Source organism: Microbacterium luteolum, assembly GCF_039533965.1.
Classification (GTDB): Bacteria; Actinomycetota; Actinomycetes; order Actinomycetales; family Microbacteriaceae; genus Microbacterium; species Microbacterium luteolum.
Genome location: NZ_BAAAUN010000001.1, coordinates 1,823,529 through 1,839,244 on the forward strand (window position 1 = coordinate 1,823,529; position 15,716 = coordinate 1,839,244).

The following is a 15,716-nucleotide window of genomic DNA, read 5'->3' on the forward strand; positions in this document are numbered from 1 at the left end:
ACTCCCATTCCTCATCGACCTCCCATCCAGCGGAATAGGTGTCGTTCGTGACTCAGTTCGTCAGATCACGGTATGGAGAATCCGACCCGTCCGTCTACGAGGTTCCCGCGGTGCAACGTTGTATCAACTGTTTAACAGTACCCCCTGGGGGTATTAGACTGAGGAGTCACCGACGAAAGAAGATCAGCGTGAGCATCGACCAAACGAACAGCACGAGCCCCATGAGCTGTTGCAGCGTTCGCAGCAACACTTCGTCGCCCACGGCCGGCGGCAGAGCCAATCTCCTCGGCAACGCCCCGGAAGACGCAACGACCTGCCCGGTCATGGGCGGTGTCGTGGCGAGCACGTCAGCCGCCGAGGCGGCGGGGCTCTACCGAGACCACAAGGGAGCGCGGTACTACTTCTGCTGCGCGGGGTGCGGGCCGGCCTTCGACGCCGATCCTGCGCGATACGTCGGCGTGGCATAGTTCAGCCGACCTCAAGCGCGCGGACAAGTCTCTCGCGCTGAGGGCATCGCTTTCGTGAATGCGCGGCATCGGAACCCTGCTCCTCCGGCCGATGCCCTCAGCTCGAGCGAGCAACGACCATCGGAAGCCGTTCGATGAGCGGATTGCGGTCGAGCGGATCGACGATGACGCCCGCGACGTCATCGAGATCCATCACGGGGAAGCGGGACGTGGCGCCGACCTTCTCCTCGCTGCCGAGGACGAACGTCTGTTCGCACCGACCGGCGATCGCGCGCTTCGTCGCGGCGTCGTCGAGGTTCCCCGTGGTCAGTCCGCGAGTCGGGTCGATACCCGTGACTCCCATGAAGAAGACGTCGGCAGCCAAGTGATGAATGGCCTCCATCGCGAGCGGACCGCTCGCGACCATCGAGTAGCGGGCGACTTCTCCCCCGATCATCACCACGCGCGCGTCCGTCCGGTCGGCGACCTCGATCGCGATCCCCGGACTCGGCGTGATGACGGTGAGCGCCGAGTGGCTCGGAAGCATCCGCGCCAGTTGGTGAGCGGTGGTGCCGGCATCCAGCACGATGGTGGATCCCGGGCGGATCAGCGCCGCCGCTCGTTCCGCAACGCGCATCTTGCTCTCCGTGGCGAGGGCGAACCGCTGCTCGACGGGTCGGTCAGCAGCGGGGATCGGCAAGGCTCCGCCATAGACGCGCACCAGCCTCCCGTCCTCCGCCAGCTCCCGAAGGTCGCGGCGGATGGAGTCCTCCGACAACCCGAGCTCGTGTGCGACATCCTTCGCGACGACCCTTCCGTCACGGGCGAGAATCTGCAGGAGATGGGACTTGCGCTGAGCACCGAGCATACGATTCCTTTACGAAGCTTCACGTTTCTGCATGTTTTAGCTTAGCCTGTGAGCATGGAAAAGCCAATGTTGATTCTGATTGCCGGCCCCTACCGCTCGGGAACGGGCGGAGACTCCGCTCTCATCGCCAAGAACCTCGAGCGCCTCGAAGAGGCCGCCGCCCCGATCCACCGGCTCGGCCACGTACCGATGATCGGCGAGTGGGTTGCGCTGCCGATCCTCCGCGGAATGGATGAGCAGGACTCGGTCGACGGAGATGTGATGTACGAGACCGCGTACCGCCTGCTGCAGCACTGCGATGCGGTGCTGCGTCTCCCCGGAGAGTCCTCCGGAGCGGATAAGGACGAAGAGATCGCGCGCGAGCGCGGTCTGCCCGTCTACCGCAGCCTCGACGAGATCCCGGCGCGATAGAACGGGCTCGATCCCGCCAGCGTCAAGGAAAGCGCCCGCATCGGAAGAGGACACGCATGAGCCCGGCATCGCACGCTCCGACCGTGACATCGACACTCGCGGCCGGTTTCGACAACGTGAGAGAGGTCTTCTTCGACCTGTTCCGCACCGGCGAGGAGATCGGTGCAAGCGTCAGCGTGTGGCGCGACGGACGACCGCTCGTCGAGTTGCATGCCGGCTGGCAGGATGCGGGTCGCCAGCGCCCGTGGTGCGCCGACACCCTTGCTATGACGTACTCGACAGGGAAGCCCTTCGCCGCCCTCGCAGCGTTGAAGGCCGTCGAGCTGCGACACCTGACCCTTGATGCGCCCATCACCCGCTGGTGGCCGGAGTTCGGACAGCACAACAAGTCGTCGACAACCCTGCGCCACATCCTCAGTCACACGGCCGGGCTCCCGGCGTTCTCCGAAGGTGTCCGGACAGCCGACCCCCTGGACTCGGCGCGGCTCATCGCGGACCTCGTCTCGCAGGAGCCCCTGTGGGCTCCCGGTCAGGTCATCGCCGAGCATGCATTGACCTACGGACACCTGATCGAAGGTGCCCTGGCCGCCGGAAGCGCCGACGATGTTCGCACCGCTGTAGCCGAGTTCGCCCGAGAGTTCGGCGCGGACTTCTGGTTCGGCGTACCCGAGGAGTTGCTCGGTCGAGTGGCGGATCTCGAGATCATGGATAAGGCGTGGGTGGGCGAATACCTGCAGCGAGACCTCTCGTGTCGAGCCTTGACGATACCGACTGGCCGACTCGATCCCAGACACACCAACACCGCCGCCTCCCGGCGTGCGACCTTCCCCGCCGACGGTCTGATCACGAACGCGTCCAGTCTCGCCCGGTTCTACGACGACCTGCCACGCCGCGATGGCACCCTCGCCGAGTATCTGGGACCTCAACTCCACGAGGAGTTCATGAAACCCCAGGCCACGGGCTTCGATCACTTCCTCGAGTCCTCCGCATCCTGGTCCTTGGGTCTGCGCGTCGACGGCGGCGGGTTCGGTATGGGAGGCATCGGCGGAAGCTGCGCGTGGTACGACCCCGGACTCGAATACTCGATGGCCTACGTGACGCGAGGGCTGGGGACATTCGACCGAGTCGACGCTCTCGCCACGGCGGTCGAGAACGCCATTGGAGGTCTCTGACCCCCGGATGCCTCAGCGGGTAGGCAAGCGGCAGGTCGGCCGCCCTCACCGAACGTTGCTGCAAGATTGCAGACCGGGTATCGCCGATTCGACGAACGATCGGCCCTCCTAGCGTGAGGAACATCACCGGCGAGCACCGCGCTCACCGCGTCACTTGAAGGAAGCCCCATGTCCTGCCGCAAATCCCTGCTTCTGGGCGTCGCCGCTCTGCTCACGCTGTCGACGCTCGCGGGCTGCTCAGTCGTTCCGCCGTCGACCGAGGATGGCCCTGCGAGCACCCGCGATTGGTCGTTCGATTCGGTGGAGAGCGGAGCCCGGGCATTGAGCGAGGCCGAGCACGACCTCGATGCGGAGTTCGTCCGCGAGCTCGGCATGAACGAGGCCTGGGGCGTGTCAGCCGACGACGCCGCTCAGCGCCTGCCCAGATTCGGTGACACCACGTCGCCGGTCGCGGATGCTCCGCGATCCGACGAAAGCAGCGCGGGCCCGTTGTTCATCGCGGCGTCCCACGTCACAGGAGGAGCGACAGCATCCGCCCGGGCGGAGTACCCGGTCCCCCAGCCGGATTCCGAGACCGTCGGTGCGGCGACCAACAGCCTCAGCGTCCTGCACCAGTTGCTCCGCGACGCGCTGGGCGACGCATCGCGAGATTCGGCGGGACACGCCGCCGAATACTCGTCCCCCGCAGGTCACAATCCGTCCAGCTCCTGGAACGTGGATAAGGGGCAGGCGTCCGGGCAGTTCGCCAGCTCGATCAGCGACACCGATGAGTCCGGCGATTCGGTCACCGTCGCTCTCGAGGGAGCGTTCTCCGTCGGCGCATGCCCGGATGAGTACGGCGCGGCAGAGGGGGCGTTCTTCACCACCGCGGCCGTGACGTTCACGCCGAGTGGAGGGCAGCCGAAGCGAACCACGATCGACATCGACATGAAGACGATCACCCACGTGAACGACGAGGCGTACGCCGCCGACCTCTGGGCACGCGTCGATTCCGCCGTGCGCACCGGCTCACCGTCGACCGACTCGCCCACAGACGTACCGGACCCCGACGCCGACCGTCGTGACGACAACGCCTACGCCTTCGAGTTCGGGGATGAGGGCGTGCAGGACCGAGGCGCGTTGACGGCCGACGAGCAGCTCGACGGAGCGTTCTCCGCACAGGTGGACGACCTGGCCGAACAGATCGCCCTCCTCGTCGCCCGCGCCTCCGAGGACTACTGGCGTGACGGCAACTGCGTCGACGTCCTGGTCGAGGCTGAGGAGCTCACTCCCGGACCCGGCGAGAAGCAGCAGCTGTGGGTGGATGCGGTCAGCACTGTCGACGGCGAGAAGATCACTCGCGGGACGGTGGAGCTCACCCAGATCATCGGCGACTCGACCGTGAACCCGACGGGACGTCAGCAGATCGCCGACGCGGACTACCAGTTCATCGCAGGCCAGCAGTACGGCAAGGTGGATCCCGACTTCGAGGTCGTCACCCGCCGAGGAATCGGGCGCGGTGGGATCGGCATCACGGTCGGCGGTGATGTGTGGGCACTCTCGGGATCCTTCGACTCCGCCGAGTACTCCGGCCTGAGCTGCACAGGCATTCGCGGCCCGTGGGACGTCTCCATCAGTGTTCCCATGATCGAGGAGACCTGGTCCACCGTCCTCGAATTCGACGACAACCTGGAGGCGCAGTACACCTCCAGCCCGACGAACGGCGGCGACTGGATCCACCCTGGCACCAGGTTCTGGCTCGTGCCGGAGGGCGAGGACTACATCATGCACAACGACCCGGAGGACGTTCCGCTTCGGATCACCCGCGCAGATCCCGCGCTCTGCGGCTAGCACCACGAGGCAGGAGCGCGCCGATGTTCGCGGCCGGCAGAGGAGCCCTAGATAGGCGGGATGCCGACCTGCGCCTCGGTCCCGAAGGACAGCTTTCGCAGAAGCCTCTCGAGCGTGGACTGCTCTACCGCGGTCAGCGGAGCGAGGAGGTGCCGCTCCTTCTCCAGGTGCCGGGGATACATCTCGTCGATGAGTTCCAGGCCCTGCGGAGTGAGCGACACCATCCTCCCTCTGGCGTCGCCGGCCTGCTGTTCACGAGACACGAGACCGGCGCCGACGAGTCGATCCACGCGTTTCGAGGTGGCGCCGGCCGTGACCATGGTGTGCTCGGCGATCTCCCCCTGAGGAAGCGTGAACGGCCGCCCGGCCCTTCGAAGGGCGCACATCACGTCGAACTCGCCCTCGCCGACGCCGTACGACCGGTAGTTGTCCGTCAACACTCCTGTGAACGTGTCGGAGAGTCGGCGCATCCTGCCGATCACGGCCATGGCACTCGGATCGATGTCCGGGCGCTCACGATTCCACTGTTCGATCATCCGTGCGACACGATCAGGTTCATTCATGTTGCCACTATAGTTTCCGTGGAAGCTATAGTGGTTTCCATGGAAATCATTCTGAGGTCGATCCGGCGGCTTTGGCGCCCCTTGCGCTGGCCGCTGATCGTCGCGGTGGCGCCCGTGGCATTCGGATCGACGTACTGGGTGACGAGGGAGTTCCTGCCGCTCGATTCACCTCTGTGGGGGTCCGCCATCCGCGCCCTGCCGGCCGGCATCGTTCTGTTGCTCGTGGCGCGGCAACTCCCCCGCGGGGCATGGTGGTGGCGGGCAGCGATCCTCGGAACTCTGAACATGGGATTGTTCTTCTGCCTGGTCTACATCGCGGCACAGATGCTGCCGTCCAGCGTCGCCGCGTCCATCTGCTCCGTCACGCCGCTGATGATCGCCGGGTCGGCCTGGTTGATCGTGCGCGAGCGCCCCAGTTCACGAGTGCTCGTCGGCGCTGCCACCGGAGCCGTGGGCGTGCTGCTCATCGTCGGCACGTCGACGGGGTCGTTGAATGCGTGGGGCGTCGTCGCGTCCATCGTGGCGATGGCCCTGTCGTCGGTTGGTGCCGTCCTCACCCGGCGCTGGGATGACGGCACCCCGATCCTGACCGTCACCGCGTGGCAGCTGCTCGTCGGCGGCCTCGAGCTGACCGGGCTCGCCCTGCTTTTCGAAGGGGCGCCGCCGCAGCTCGATGCCGCACAGCTCGTCGCCTTCGCGCACGTCAGCCTCGTGGCGACGGCACTGGCATTCTTCTGCTGGTTCAGTGGATTCCGCCACCTGCCTGCGGGTGTGGTCGGAGTGATCGGCTTGCTGAACCCCATCACCGGCGTCGCCGTCGGCGTGCTCCTCGGTGCCGAATCGCTCAGCACCCTGCAGACTCTCGGCATCGGGCTGGTGCTCGGAAGCATCGTCTTCGTGAACATCCGACGAGGACGCGCCGCATCCGCACTGACCGTGCCGGACAGGATTCTCGACAGCGAGGAAGCGAGCTACCGATGAACAGCCGATTCCATGTGAACGCTTTCGGCTCATTCGCCGTCCGCTCGGAGTCAGACATCATCGACGTGAGCGCCGGTATCGCGAGCGCGATCATCGCACGGCTCGCCCTCTCGGCCGGGCAGACTCTGACGACGGAGCGACTGATCGCATCACTGTGGGAGACCCCGCCGACGAACGCGTCCGGCTCTCTGCGGGTGTACGTCTCCCGGCTGCGGTCCGGCCCTCTGGGGGAGGTCCTTCAGGGCGGACGGGGCGGCTACACGCTCGATATCGACCCGGCGAACGTCGACGTCCTGCACTTCGAGGCGCTCATCGAGTCGGAACGCTACGAAGAGGCGCTCAGCGTCTGGACCGCCGACCCCTTCGAGGCGCTCGGCGCGTTCCCGTTCGTGAAAGGTGCCCGCACCGCGCTCGAAGAGCGCCGAGCTCTCGCGCTGGAACGCGTCACGCGGGTTCGGATCCAGCGGGGTGAGGCCGCTGCGTCCATCGTCGAGCTGACCCCCCTCGTCGCACGAGATCCCCTTCATGAGGGCCTGGTCGCATCGCTCGCACTCGCCTATGCGTCCGACGGTCGCGTCACGGAAGCCCTCGCGGTGATGGACCGATCTCGGACCGCGCTCCTCGAAAGCGGCGGGCTCGACCCGTCCGCGCGCATGGATGCGCTCAGGCAGTCGATACTCCGGCAGGACCCGGCCCTCGGCGCGAGCAGCTCGACGGAGAAGCACGTCGAGCGGCACGCGATCCCCGTGCCCCTCACTCAGCTCTTCGGCCGGGACGATGAGCTGCGACGAATCGAAGAGGCACGCAGCGCCCATCGCCTGGTCAGTCTCGTCGGTCCCGGCGGCGTCGGGAAGACGCGTCTCGCGATCGAGAGCGCTCGCCGATCCACCCGCACGATCGATACGGAGCAGTGGATGGTCGATCTCTCGACCGTCGCTGCCGGAGGAGACGTGCTCGCGACCACTGCCGACACGCTCGGCGCCGTCTCCCCGTCGTTGGAGAGCATCGCGGCACGAATCGAAGGGCGCGCCACGCTGCTGATCCTCGACAACGCGGAGCACGTGATCTCGACGACCCGCGCCCTCGTCAGAGGACTTCTCGCGCGTTGCGACGGTCTCGCGGTACTCGTCACCTCCCGGGAACCGCTCGGCATCGCCGGAGAGTTCATCATCCGGGTGCACGGGTTGATCGGCGAGTCATCCGAGCGCGCCGTCGAGCTCTTCCGAGAGCGGTCAGCTGCGGCCCGCGGGGGCGCAGAGGGATCGGCCGACGAGACCGCGACGATCCGACGCCTGTGCCGTCTTCTCGACGGGCTCCCCCTCGCCCTGGAATTGGCCGCCGCCCGCACTGACGTGCTGAGCGTCAAGGAGCTCACCTCAGCACTCGAACGCGGCGAGCATCTTGCCGGGGATGCGCGAGCAGGAGAACGCCATGCGACCCTGGAGAGCACGATCCGCTGGAGCACGGACAACCTCGAGCCCGACGAGTTCGCCGTGCTCGTCGAGTTGTCGAGCTTTGCCGGCCTCTTCACGCTCGACGCGGTCGAGAGCATCTGCACCGCTGGCGAACGATCCGCGCGCGACCTCACGCTCGCTCTCGCGCGCAAGTCCCTGGTCGCCGTCGACGAGACGGAGGGCGGGCAGAGGCGCTATCGGCTGCTGGAATCCATGCGCGCCTTCGTGCGGCCCCGAAGGGACACGGAGGCGACCGCCGCCTGGTACGTGCGGCACACCGCCTACTTCGCCGACCTCGTCGACCGCGTCGCGCCGACAATCCGCACGCACGACGCCCAAGCAGCACATGCCACGCTCGATGCCCTCGCCGCAGACCTGCACCTGGCGACCGAGCACGCGATCGACGCAGGTCAGAGAGACCTGGCATTGAGGCTCTCGGGCGGCCAGGCCTGGCATTGGTTCAAGCGCGGATGGCTCGTCGAGGGCCGGGCGGTCATCGACCGCGCCCTGGCCATCCCCGGCGAGAGCGATCCTTCGATCGAAGCCCGCGCACTTCTGGGCATCGTGAACCTCGCGTACCAGTCCGGAGACGCGGAATCGGCGTTCGAGTACGTTCGAATCGGCCTCGAGCGGGCCACTGCAGGAGGTGACACTCTCGCGACCGCAAGCCTTCTCGCCTACATCGCGTACGGGAAGTCCCTGTTCGGCGAACCGGATGAGGCCGAGAGCCTCATCGACCAGGCGACGGCGTACGCCGCCGGGGGCCCGTCGTGGTTGCGCGCCGAGATCCTCATGAGCCGCGGGCAGACGCTGCGCGCACTCGGTCGCCCGTCCGAAGCACTCGACAGTCTCGCGGAAGCTCGGCAGCTCGCCGAGAAGTCGGGCCACGCGTGGGCTCTGTCCTCGAGCGAGTACGTCGCGGGGAAGATCCTCATCGAGGTCCGCCGATCGCGCGAGGCGATTCCGCTGCTCGTCCGCGGCGCCCAGACGGCTGCCATCGGTGGGGACATCCCCGGAGCACTGGCTCTCCTGCACCTCGCCGGAGGCGCGTCCGCCTTCGTCGAACGGCATGCTGACGGTGCAGCGGTGTTCGGCGCCGTCGACACGATCGGCCGACGCTATTCGTACAACCCCGTGGTCGCAGAAGGCGCCGACGCCCAGGTGCACAGAGACCGCGTGGCGAGCGGCCTCCTCCCGCGCGACTACAGCGCCGCGTATGAGCGCGGGACGGAACTCTCCCTGGGTGAGCTCATCTCCCTTTCGTCCGGCCTCACCAGAAGCCGCTGATACCGAGGACCCTCCATGACCAGCTCAGCATCCTCCGATCCCCGCCCCGGCGGCGAGATTCCCGACCATCGTGGCCGTACCGGTCTCGAACTCACCGGCATGGGCCTCGACCGCAACCCGGACGTCATCGTGAGGCACGTCGAATTGACGTCCGAAGGGTGGCACGTGCTCCGTCGCACGACGTTCGACTACCGCGACCGTCGCGGGACCTGGAGCACGCAGCAGCGGGAGACATACGACCGGGGCAACGGCGCCGTCATCCTCCTCTACAACGTCGCGAAGCAGGCCGTGCTGCTGGGGCGGCAGTTCCGCTACCCCGCCTACGTCAACGACCACCCGGACGGAATGCTCATCGAATGCGCCGCCGGGCTTCTCGAGGGCGACGATCCGGAATCGGCCATCCGCCGAGAGGCCGAGGAAGAACTCGGCGTGATCGTGGGGGCCGTCACGCCGGTCTTCGAGTCGTACATGAGCCCGGGCTCGGTGACGGAACGTCTGCACTTCTTCGCCGCACCCTACGAGCCGATCGATCGACGTCACGACGGCGGCGGGCTCGAACACGAGGGCGAGGACATCGAGGTGCTCGAGATGTCGATCATCGACGCATACTCGATGATCAGAGATGGCGGAATCACGGATGGGAAGACCATCATGCTCCTCCAGTGGGCTCTTCTGGAGGGCCCGTTCGCCGATCTGAGACATGCCTCGTGAACCACCACACCGAACACCACCGCACCCCCGAGCGCCTCCGCACGAGGACACAGAGAGAGAAGAGCGTCATGATCAACCCCCACGACTCGGCCACCACCCGTCGCGAAGAGGTCGCCGACGCCCTGCGCGCCTGGGCACTCGACGAAGAGCTCAAGGCACGGGTCCTCAGCGACCCCGGTCTGGCCGCCGCCGCCCGGCGCGTCGCCAGCCGCTACATCGGAGGGGACACGATCGGCGAGGCGGTCGCCGTCGCGCGCGCCGGAGTCGCCAGCGGACACCTTGCGAGCATCGAGTACGCCGGTGAGAGCGTGCGCGATCGCGACCTTGCCCGATCGGAGACCGACGTGTTCCTCGAGCTCGCTCAGGCCATCGCCGACGAGGGCCTTCCCAGCTCGGTGTCGCTCGATCTGTCGCACCTCGGAGCCGTGGTCGACGCCGGGCTCGGGCTGGCGCATGCGCGCGAGCTCGCCGCCGCGACGGCGAGCTCCGGCCAGGAGATGATGATCTCGGCGGAGGGCTCCGACCGCACGGACCTCGTCCTCGGCCTCTACGAGACCCTCGCGAACGAGTACGACCATGTGGGCATCACGCTCCAGGCACGCCTTCACCGCACGCCGCGTGATCTCGAGCGCGTGCTGCGAACGGACGGACGCGTGCGGTTGGTGAAGGGAGCCTTCCTCGAAAGCGAGGAGATCGCCCTTCGTCGCGGCACGGAGGAACTCACCGCCAGGTACCTGGACCTCGGTCGCGTGGCGCTCGAGTCCGGGCACGCCGTCACATTCGCCACCCACGATGACGCCCTTGTCGAGGCTCTCCAGCGTGAGCACGGCGACAGGCTCCGCCAGCCCGGCGTGGATTTCGAGATGCTGCTCGGGCTGGGGACGGAACTGCTCGACGGCCTGCGGGCCGACGGCTATCGCACGCGTCAATACGTGGTCTTCGGCGGTGAATGGTGGCTCTACGTCCTCAACCGCATCGCCGAGCACCCCGAGCGTGTCTTCACCGCTCTCACCGATTTGCGCAGCTGAGCATGCTGCGGGCAGCGACACCCACTCACAGGCGAATACCACTCTCGAGTGAACGCATCGAGCTCGACCTCCTCACGGCCGTCGATGTACCGGCTTTCGTCGCCTACCGGCGCGATCCGAACGTCGCGCGGTACCAGTCGTGGGACGTCGACTACGACGAGCAGAGAGCCCATCGCCTCGTCAGCGCTCAGGAATCGCTCTCCGACGGTGACGGGCTCCCGCCCGCAGGTGAGTGGGTGCAGCTCGCAGTTCGCGACCGACAGTCTCGCGAGCTGCTCGGTGACGTCGCCGTTCACCGGCTCGATGAACAGCCCGACACGTACGAGATCGGGTTCACGCTGGCGCCGGCAGCACAGGGTCAGGGATTCGCCCCAGAGGCCGTCCGCCTCGTCCTGGACCATCTGTTCACGTCTGCTGGGGCCCACCGGGTCACGGCTTCATGCGATGCACGCAACGAACCGTCTCGACGGGTGCTGGCAAGGGTGGGATTCCACCAGGAGGCTCGCCACGTCGACGCCGACTTCTTCAAGGGAGAGTGGACGACTCTGGACGAGTTCGCTCTGCTGGCGAGCGAGTACGAGACCATCTCCGCGGTGAACGGATCGCGGATCTCGGCAGGGCGGCGGTGAACGACGGCCCCTGGCGTCACCCGGAGCCCATCCGGTCGGGCTTGCGGCTGGAGATGGTCCCCGAGGGCGTCCTGCACGCCTTCGCCGCCGAAGACGCGGCCTCGTTGCCCGCTCGATTCGCGTCGCCCTACCTCATGGGGAGCCGAATGCCTCCCCATCTGGCGGGTGCGGAGCGCACAGATCAGGACGAACCCGTCGGATGCGCCGTGGGTCACCCGGTTCATCATGATGCCTGGAGCTGAGGCGCCCGTCGGAATGGCGGGATTCCATGGGCCACCCGATCACACGGGCATGGTGGAGGTTGGCTATCAGATCGACCCGGAGCAACGCCGACGAGGGTACGCCGGGCGGTCTCTCGAGATACTGCTCGCCGTCGCGGGTCAGCACCCTGACGTCCGGGTTGTTCGAGCCACGATCAGCCCCGCGAATTCCGCTTCGTCGGCGCTCATTCGCCGCTACGGATTCGTCGAGACCGGCGAACAGTGGGACGAAGAAGATGGGCTCGAGATCATCTACGAGCGCGATGCGTCCCGCGATCTCGAACGCGGCTGACGCCGGGGGAACATGCGTCATGCCCCGGTCGACGTCTGAGGTCGACCGGGGCATGACGGAGGTGGGCGCGGTCAGAAGCTCGCTGCGAAGCTTCCGAGTGCTCGGTCGATGGTCGTCAGGTCGGCTTCCGAGACCGCCTGGACGGCCAGTGCGATGACGTAGGAGCCGTCCGTCGAGTACGCCGACAGCATCAGGTATTGGGCACCGACGCCACCGCATCCGGTCCAATACGTGAATGCGCCTTCGTGCATTCCATCCGCGTAAGCGTCCTCCGTGTCTTTCACACATCCGGACTGTCCGAGGTGCTGCTCGGCCATGGAGAGCCACTCCTCCGGAGTGAACGAGGCGGTCGCGGTCGGCGCGGCCATGATGGAAACGCCGGGAACGCTCCAATCTCCACCCTGGAACGCGCTGATGTCAGGGCTGGCATCGATGTGGGCCCACTCGCCGCCCTCAGGATCCACGAAGACGGCCGTGTCGAGGCCCTTCCAGCTCGCCGGGACTTCGACCGCCACGCTTTCCGTGTCGTCGACGACCGTGACGTACTCCGTGTCGACGCCCTGTGCGCCACCATCGGATGCACCCGCGTCCTGGGCGACGGAGACCGCCTCGACGGCATCGCCGTTGAACTGACCGGAGTAGTAGACGCCCTCTCCGGAGCGGAACAGATCGACGGCCAGTGTCGCGTCGGCGCCGTGCGTCTCGAGAACGCTGCAGTAGTCGGCCATCGTGCCGTCGGTGCCGAGGGAGACGCCCTCCATCTTCGTCAGGAGGTCGCCGGGCTCCACGCCGGCCTTGTCGGCGGCTGAGCCGGAGGCGACGGAGTTGACCCAGATGCCGAGGCCCTCGCCGTCCTCGTTCATGAGGCCGGTGCCGTTGATGCCCAGACTCATCACGTTCTCGCCCTTGATCAGCTGGTCCAGGACGCCCTGTACCTCGTCGCGGTGGATCGCGAGATTCTGGTCATGCTGATCGTTGCCGGCGTAGTTGACACCGACGAGCTTGCCGTTCTCGTCGACGAGCGGGCCGCCGGAGTTGCCGGCGCGGATACGCGCGTCATGTTCGATGACATGGCTGAGCGAGGCCCAGGGAGTGTCCATCGCGGTGTCGGCCTTGGAGACGATGCCGCGCGTCATGGTGAACTCGGGGTCGCCGAGCGGGAACCCCGCCGCATACACATCGGTGGCGGTCGGGATCTCGCCCTCACGCCACGTGAAGTGCGGGTAGTCGTCCTTCTCGAGTTGGATGACGGCGAGGTCGAGGCACTCCGATGATCCGAGCACCTTCGCGTTGAGAGTGCTCTCGGTGTCGCCGCCGCGCCATACCTTCAGAGTGCCGGCTCCGACCACGACATGATTGTTGGTGACGGCGAGACCGTCGTCACTGATCAGGAAGCCCGAGCCGCGTCCGGCGGCTTCGTAACCCCCTTCTTCGGGCGACACGAAGGTGCCGACGGCCTCGATCTGGATCGTGGCGGACTGGACGTCATCGAAACCGACGCCGCCGGAGTCGCCGCCGGCTGCGGGGAACCCGGGGAGGGCGGGAAGCGCGCAGCCGCTGAGGGCGGCCGCCATCGAGAGGCCGAGTGCTGCAGCCGCAGCTGCTCGTCGGCGGGAGGGGGTCATTGTCTTGTTCTCCTTGTGGGATGGCCTGGCGGCCGATGGGTGGGACGTCGCCGAATCAGGCGCCGACGAAGAGGAACACGGTCCACGCCGCGCTGGCGATGACCATCACCGCGATCGACGCGTAGCCGAGGATGATGCCGGCCATGGCCTGCTTGCGACCGGCGCCGTTGAGGCGCTGGGATCGCCCTCGGCCGAGGTGACCGCAGATCACCGCGACGACGGAGAGGGGGAAGGCGACGGCCGCGGAGAAGTAGCCGGTGATGGGAATGATCGCCCAGAAGCCGACGGCTGCACCGACGATCCCGAAGATCATGGCGGTGATCGCGAGACCGTTGCTCGGCGCGACGTGCTGGGGCGGGGCGTACGGCGCCGGCGATGCTGATTCGACCAGGGGCGGGAACTGCGGGGACTGAGTCTCCATGATGATCTCCTTGGGGATGTCGGTTCGGGTTACTTCAGGAACCGGAAGGTGAGCGGGTAGCGGAAGGTCCCCGACGTGTTCGACCGGACGGCGGCGACGATGGCGAGGATGAGGCCGGCGAGCTGCACGAGCGTCGCGGCGATGATGAAGACGAAGCCCACGAGCACGATCGCGAGGAGCCCGCCCACGACATAGAGCGCGAGCGCCGCCGCCGCGTAGGTGATCTGAGCGTTCAGGGCTTCCTTCGATTCGCGCTCGACAGCATCGCTGCGGTCTCGATAGATGAGCCACACGATGAGCGGCCCGATGAAGGAGAGGAGTCCGCCGATGTGGGCGAGAACGACCCAGCGACTCTCCTCGGACGGGGTGAGCGGGGCGGCGGGGAGGGACTGTTCAGCGGTCATGAGGGCGTTCCTTCAGATGGAGTTCGGTGATGATGAAGCCACGCTAGGAGCACCGGGGCGGCGTCATACGAGCGAAACCGGGGCGACAACCTTGCGACAACGGAGGGCCTCCGTCCCGTTTCCGGGACTCGCACCCACACCCGTGACCGACGCCCGACCTCACTGAGGAATCGCTGCAGTTCGTACGTTGGCGTTGCGTTGCACGAGCCGCCGAAGCCGCACCGAGGCGGCGCGTCCCTCATACCGTGGGGAGCATGAATAAAGAGGTCGCGCCAGAGTGCGAACAAGATGCTGCCACCCGCACACCGGGCCCGCCCTCACGCGATCGGTCGACTGTCGTTCCGCTCGGGCCAGGGCAAATCCAGTGGAGACGAGCGTCGGTCGATGACGCGGATGCGATCCACGCGGTGGCATCCGGTGCCGGAGCGATAGATCATCCGTACTTCACGGTCCCGGCAGAAGAGGTGTCCGAAGACCTCGCGGCCATCAGCACAGGCGAGGGCATCGGCATCGTCGGAGCTGATGAATCCGGTCGAATCATCGCCTACGCGATGGTGCTCCCCTTCTCCATGGACACATCTCCGGTCACCGCCTTGATGCTCGGTGCTGTCTCCCCTGATGCGCGTCGTCAGGGACTGGGCCGACGGATGGTCGCCTGGCAACGAGATCAGGGGTTCGCGTGGTTGAGTTCGCTCGGCGACCCTGCCCCGCTGCGGCTCTTGACGTACGCCGATGCCGGAGCGGTGGATACTCGCGCGCTTCTCCACGGAGAAGGATTCTCGTCGGCGCGAGAGTATCTGCATCTGAAGAGGAGCACCGATACCCCGCTGACCGCGACGACCCCGCGCGGCTACACGATCGAGCAGTTCAGTGATCAGCACAGCGAGCCGGTGCGCCGACTCAGGAATACGGCCTTCCGCGATCAGTGGGGTGCGCATGACTTCGACGTCGACGGATGGGCGCAGCACGTCGAGCGCCCGGTCTTCGACAGGACTCTGTCGAAGGTCGTCCTCGATGAATCGCGTCAGGTCGTCGCCTACACGCTCGTCGAGCACAGCCTTGACGAGCACGGAAGCCGCACGGACTCGGCGGCGTATCTCGCTTCGCTCGGTGTCGAAGAGACGCACCGACGCCGGGGACTGGGCGCAGCCCTGCTCGGCGATCTTGTCGCGTCGGCCGCTCACCAGGCAATCGATTCGGTGACGCTGGACGTGGACAGCGCATCGGAGTCGAGGGCCAACGAGCTGTACTTCCGCCTCGGGTTCGAGACCGAGCATCGACGGCTGTCGTACGTTCTGGAGCGTCCTGCCACGCGCGCCTGAAGTTCTGTGGCC

17 protein-coding genes are annotated in these 15,716 nt (G+C 66.8%); 11 read left to right on the forward strand and 6 right to left on the reverse strand.

Going from position 1 to position 15,716, the window contains the following annotated elements; all coding sequences use genetic code 11:
- Positions 1-166: 166 nt before the first annotated feature.
- Positions 167-346 (reverse strand): hypothetical protein, encoded by a 180-nt coding sequence (locus ABD648_RS08795; RefSeq protein WP_344709795.1) that lies wholly within the window; start codon positions 344-346, stop codon positions 167-169.
- On the opposite strand from ABD648_RS08795, the gene ABD648_RS08800 reads away from it, so the two are divergent.
- Positions 324-467 carry a YHS domain-containing protein gene (locus ABD648_RS08800; RefSeq protein ID WP_344709767.1) on the forward strand — a complete coding sequence of 48 codons (144 nt, stop codon included), beginning with the start codon at positions 324-326 and terminating at the stop codon, positions 465-467. The two genes, ABD648_RS08795 and ABD648_RS08800, sit on opposite strands and share 23 nt — an antisense overlap.
- Positions 468-564: 97 nt before the next feature.
- Here the strand turns inward: ABD648_RS08800 and ABD648_RS08805 are convergent, their stop codons facing one another.
- Positions 565-1,314, reverse strand: a complete 750-nt coding sequence (locus ABD648_RS08805) for a DeoR/GlpR family DNA-binding transcription regulator (protein WP_282214586.1) — start codon at positions 1,312-1,314, stop codon at positions 565-567.
- Positions 1,315-1,368: 54 nt separating this feature from the next.
- Here ABD648_RS08805 and ABD648_RS08810 point away from each other — a divergent pair, with 54 nt between their 5' ends.
- From ABD648_RS08810 to ABD648_RS08820, 3 genes are all read left to right on the forward strand, one after another.
- Positions 1,369-1,725, forward strand: a complete 357-nt coding sequence (locus ABD648_RS08810) for a TIR domain-containing protein (protein ID WP_282214587.1) — start codon at positions 1,369-1,371, stop codon at positions 1,723-1,725.
- Positions 1,726-1,808: 83 nt separating this feature from the next.
- Entirely contained in the window at positions 1,809-2,897 is a 1,089-nt protein-coding gene (locus ABD648_RS08815; RefSeq protein ID WP_282214588.1) for a serine hydrolase domain-containing protein, read from the forward strand.
- Between the two features lie 168 nt (positions 2,898-3,065).
- Entirely contained in the window at positions 3,066-4,727 is a 1,662-nt protein-coding gene (locus tag ABD648_RS08820; RefSeq protein WP_282214589.1) for a hypothetical protein, read from the forward strand.
- 47 nt (positions 4,728-4,774) lie between these two features.
- On the opposite strand, the gene ABD648_RS08825 is transcribed toward ABD648_RS08820, so the two are convergent.
- The gene (locus tag ABD648_RS08825; RefSeq protein ID WP_282214590.1) at positions 4,775-5,290 is read right to left on the reverse strand and encodes a MarR family winged helix-turn-helix transcriptional regulator; all 516 of its coding nucleotides are present in this window, start codon (positions 5,288-5,290) and stop codon (positions 4,775-4,777) included.
- Positions 5,291-5,329: 39 nt separating this feature from the next.
- Between ABD648_RS08825 and ABD648_RS08830 the strand changes: the two genes are divergently transcribed.
- The 6 genes from ABD648_RS08830 to ABD648_RS08855 all read left to right on the forward strand — a co-directional run bounded on the left by ABD648_RS08830 (position 5,330) and on the right by ABD648_RS08855 (position 11,932).
- On the forward strand, positions 5,330-6,271 hold the full coding sequence (locus ABD648_RS08830) for a DMT family transporter (protein WP_282214591.1): 942 nt from the start codon (positions 5,330-5,332) through the stop codon (positions 6,269-6,271).
- Positions 6,268-9,012, forward strand: a complete 2,745-nt coding sequence (locus tag ABD648_RS08835; protein WP_282214592.1) for an AfsR/SARP family transcriptional regulator — start codon at positions 6,268-6,270, stop codon at positions 9,010-9,012. Before ABD648_RS08830 ends, ABD648_RS08835 begins: the two co-directional genes overlap by 4 nt.
- 15 nt (positions 9,013-9,027) lie before the next feature.
- Positions 9,028-9,723 (forward strand): NUDIX domain-containing protein, encoded by a 696-nt coding sequence (locus ABD648_RS08840; RefSeq protein ID WP_282214593.1) that lies wholly within the window; start codon positions 9,028-9,030, stop codon positions 9,721-9,723.
- A 68-nt stretch (positions 9,724-9,791) separates the two neighbouring features.
- Positions 9,792-10,751: a proline dehydrogenase family protein gene (locus ABD648_RS08845; RefSeq protein WP_282214594.1), complete on the forward strand. Its 960-nt coding sequence runs from the start codon at positions 9,792-9,794 to the stop codon at positions 10,749-10,751.
- Between the two features lie 2 nt (positions 10,752-10,753).
- Complete coding sequence (locus ABD648_RS08850; protein ID WP_282214595.1) at positions 10,754-11,380, forward strand: GNAT family N-acetyltransferase; 627 nt, start codon at positions 10,754-10,756, stop codon at positions 11,378-11,380.
- Between the two features lie 255 nt (positions 11,381-11,635).
- The gene (locus ABD648_RS08855) at positions 11,636-11,932 is read left to right on the forward strand and encodes a GNAT family N-acetyltransferase (protein WP_344708851.1); all 297 of its coding nucleotides are present in this window, start codon (positions 11,636-11,638) and stop codon (positions 11,930-11,932) included.
- A 71-nt stretch (positions 11,933-12,003) separates the two neighbouring features.
- On the opposite strand, the gene ABD648_RS08860 is transcribed toward ABD648_RS08855, so the two are convergent.
- The 3 genes from ABD648_RS08860 to ABD648_RS08870 are packed head-to-tail and all read right to left on the reverse strand — an operon-like array spanning position 12,004 to position 14,382.
- Positions 12,004-13,557, reverse strand: a complete 1,554-nt coding sequence (locus ABD648_RS08860) for a S1C family serine protease (RefSeq protein ID WP_282214596.1) — start codon at positions 13,555-13,557, stop codon at positions 12,004-12,006.
- 55 nt (positions 13,558-13,612) lie between these two features.
- The gene (locus tag ABD648_RS08865) at positions 13,613-13,978 is read right to left on the reverse strand and encodes a DUF4190 domain-containing protein (RefSeq protein WP_282214597.1); all 366 of its coding nucleotides are present in this window, start codon (positions 13,976-13,978) and stop codon (positions 13,613-13,615) included.
- 29 nt (positions 13,979-14,007) lie between these two features.
- A complete protein-coding gene (locus ABD648_RS08870) occupies positions 14,008-14,382 on the reverse strand; it encodes a DUF4870 domain-containing protein (protein WP_282214598.1) in 375 nt (124 codons plus the stop codon).
- A 407-nt stretch (positions 14,383-14,789) separates the two neighbouring features.
- Here ABD648_RS08870 and ABD648_RS08875 point away from each other — a divergent pair, with 407 nt between their 5' ends.
- Positions 14,790-15,704: a GNAT family N-acetyltransferase gene (locus tag ABD648_RS08875; protein WP_344708854.1), complete on the forward strand. Its 915-nt coding sequence runs from the start codon at positions 14,790-14,792 to the stop codon at positions 15,702-15,704.
- Positions 15,705-15,716: the final 12 nt, after the last annotated feature.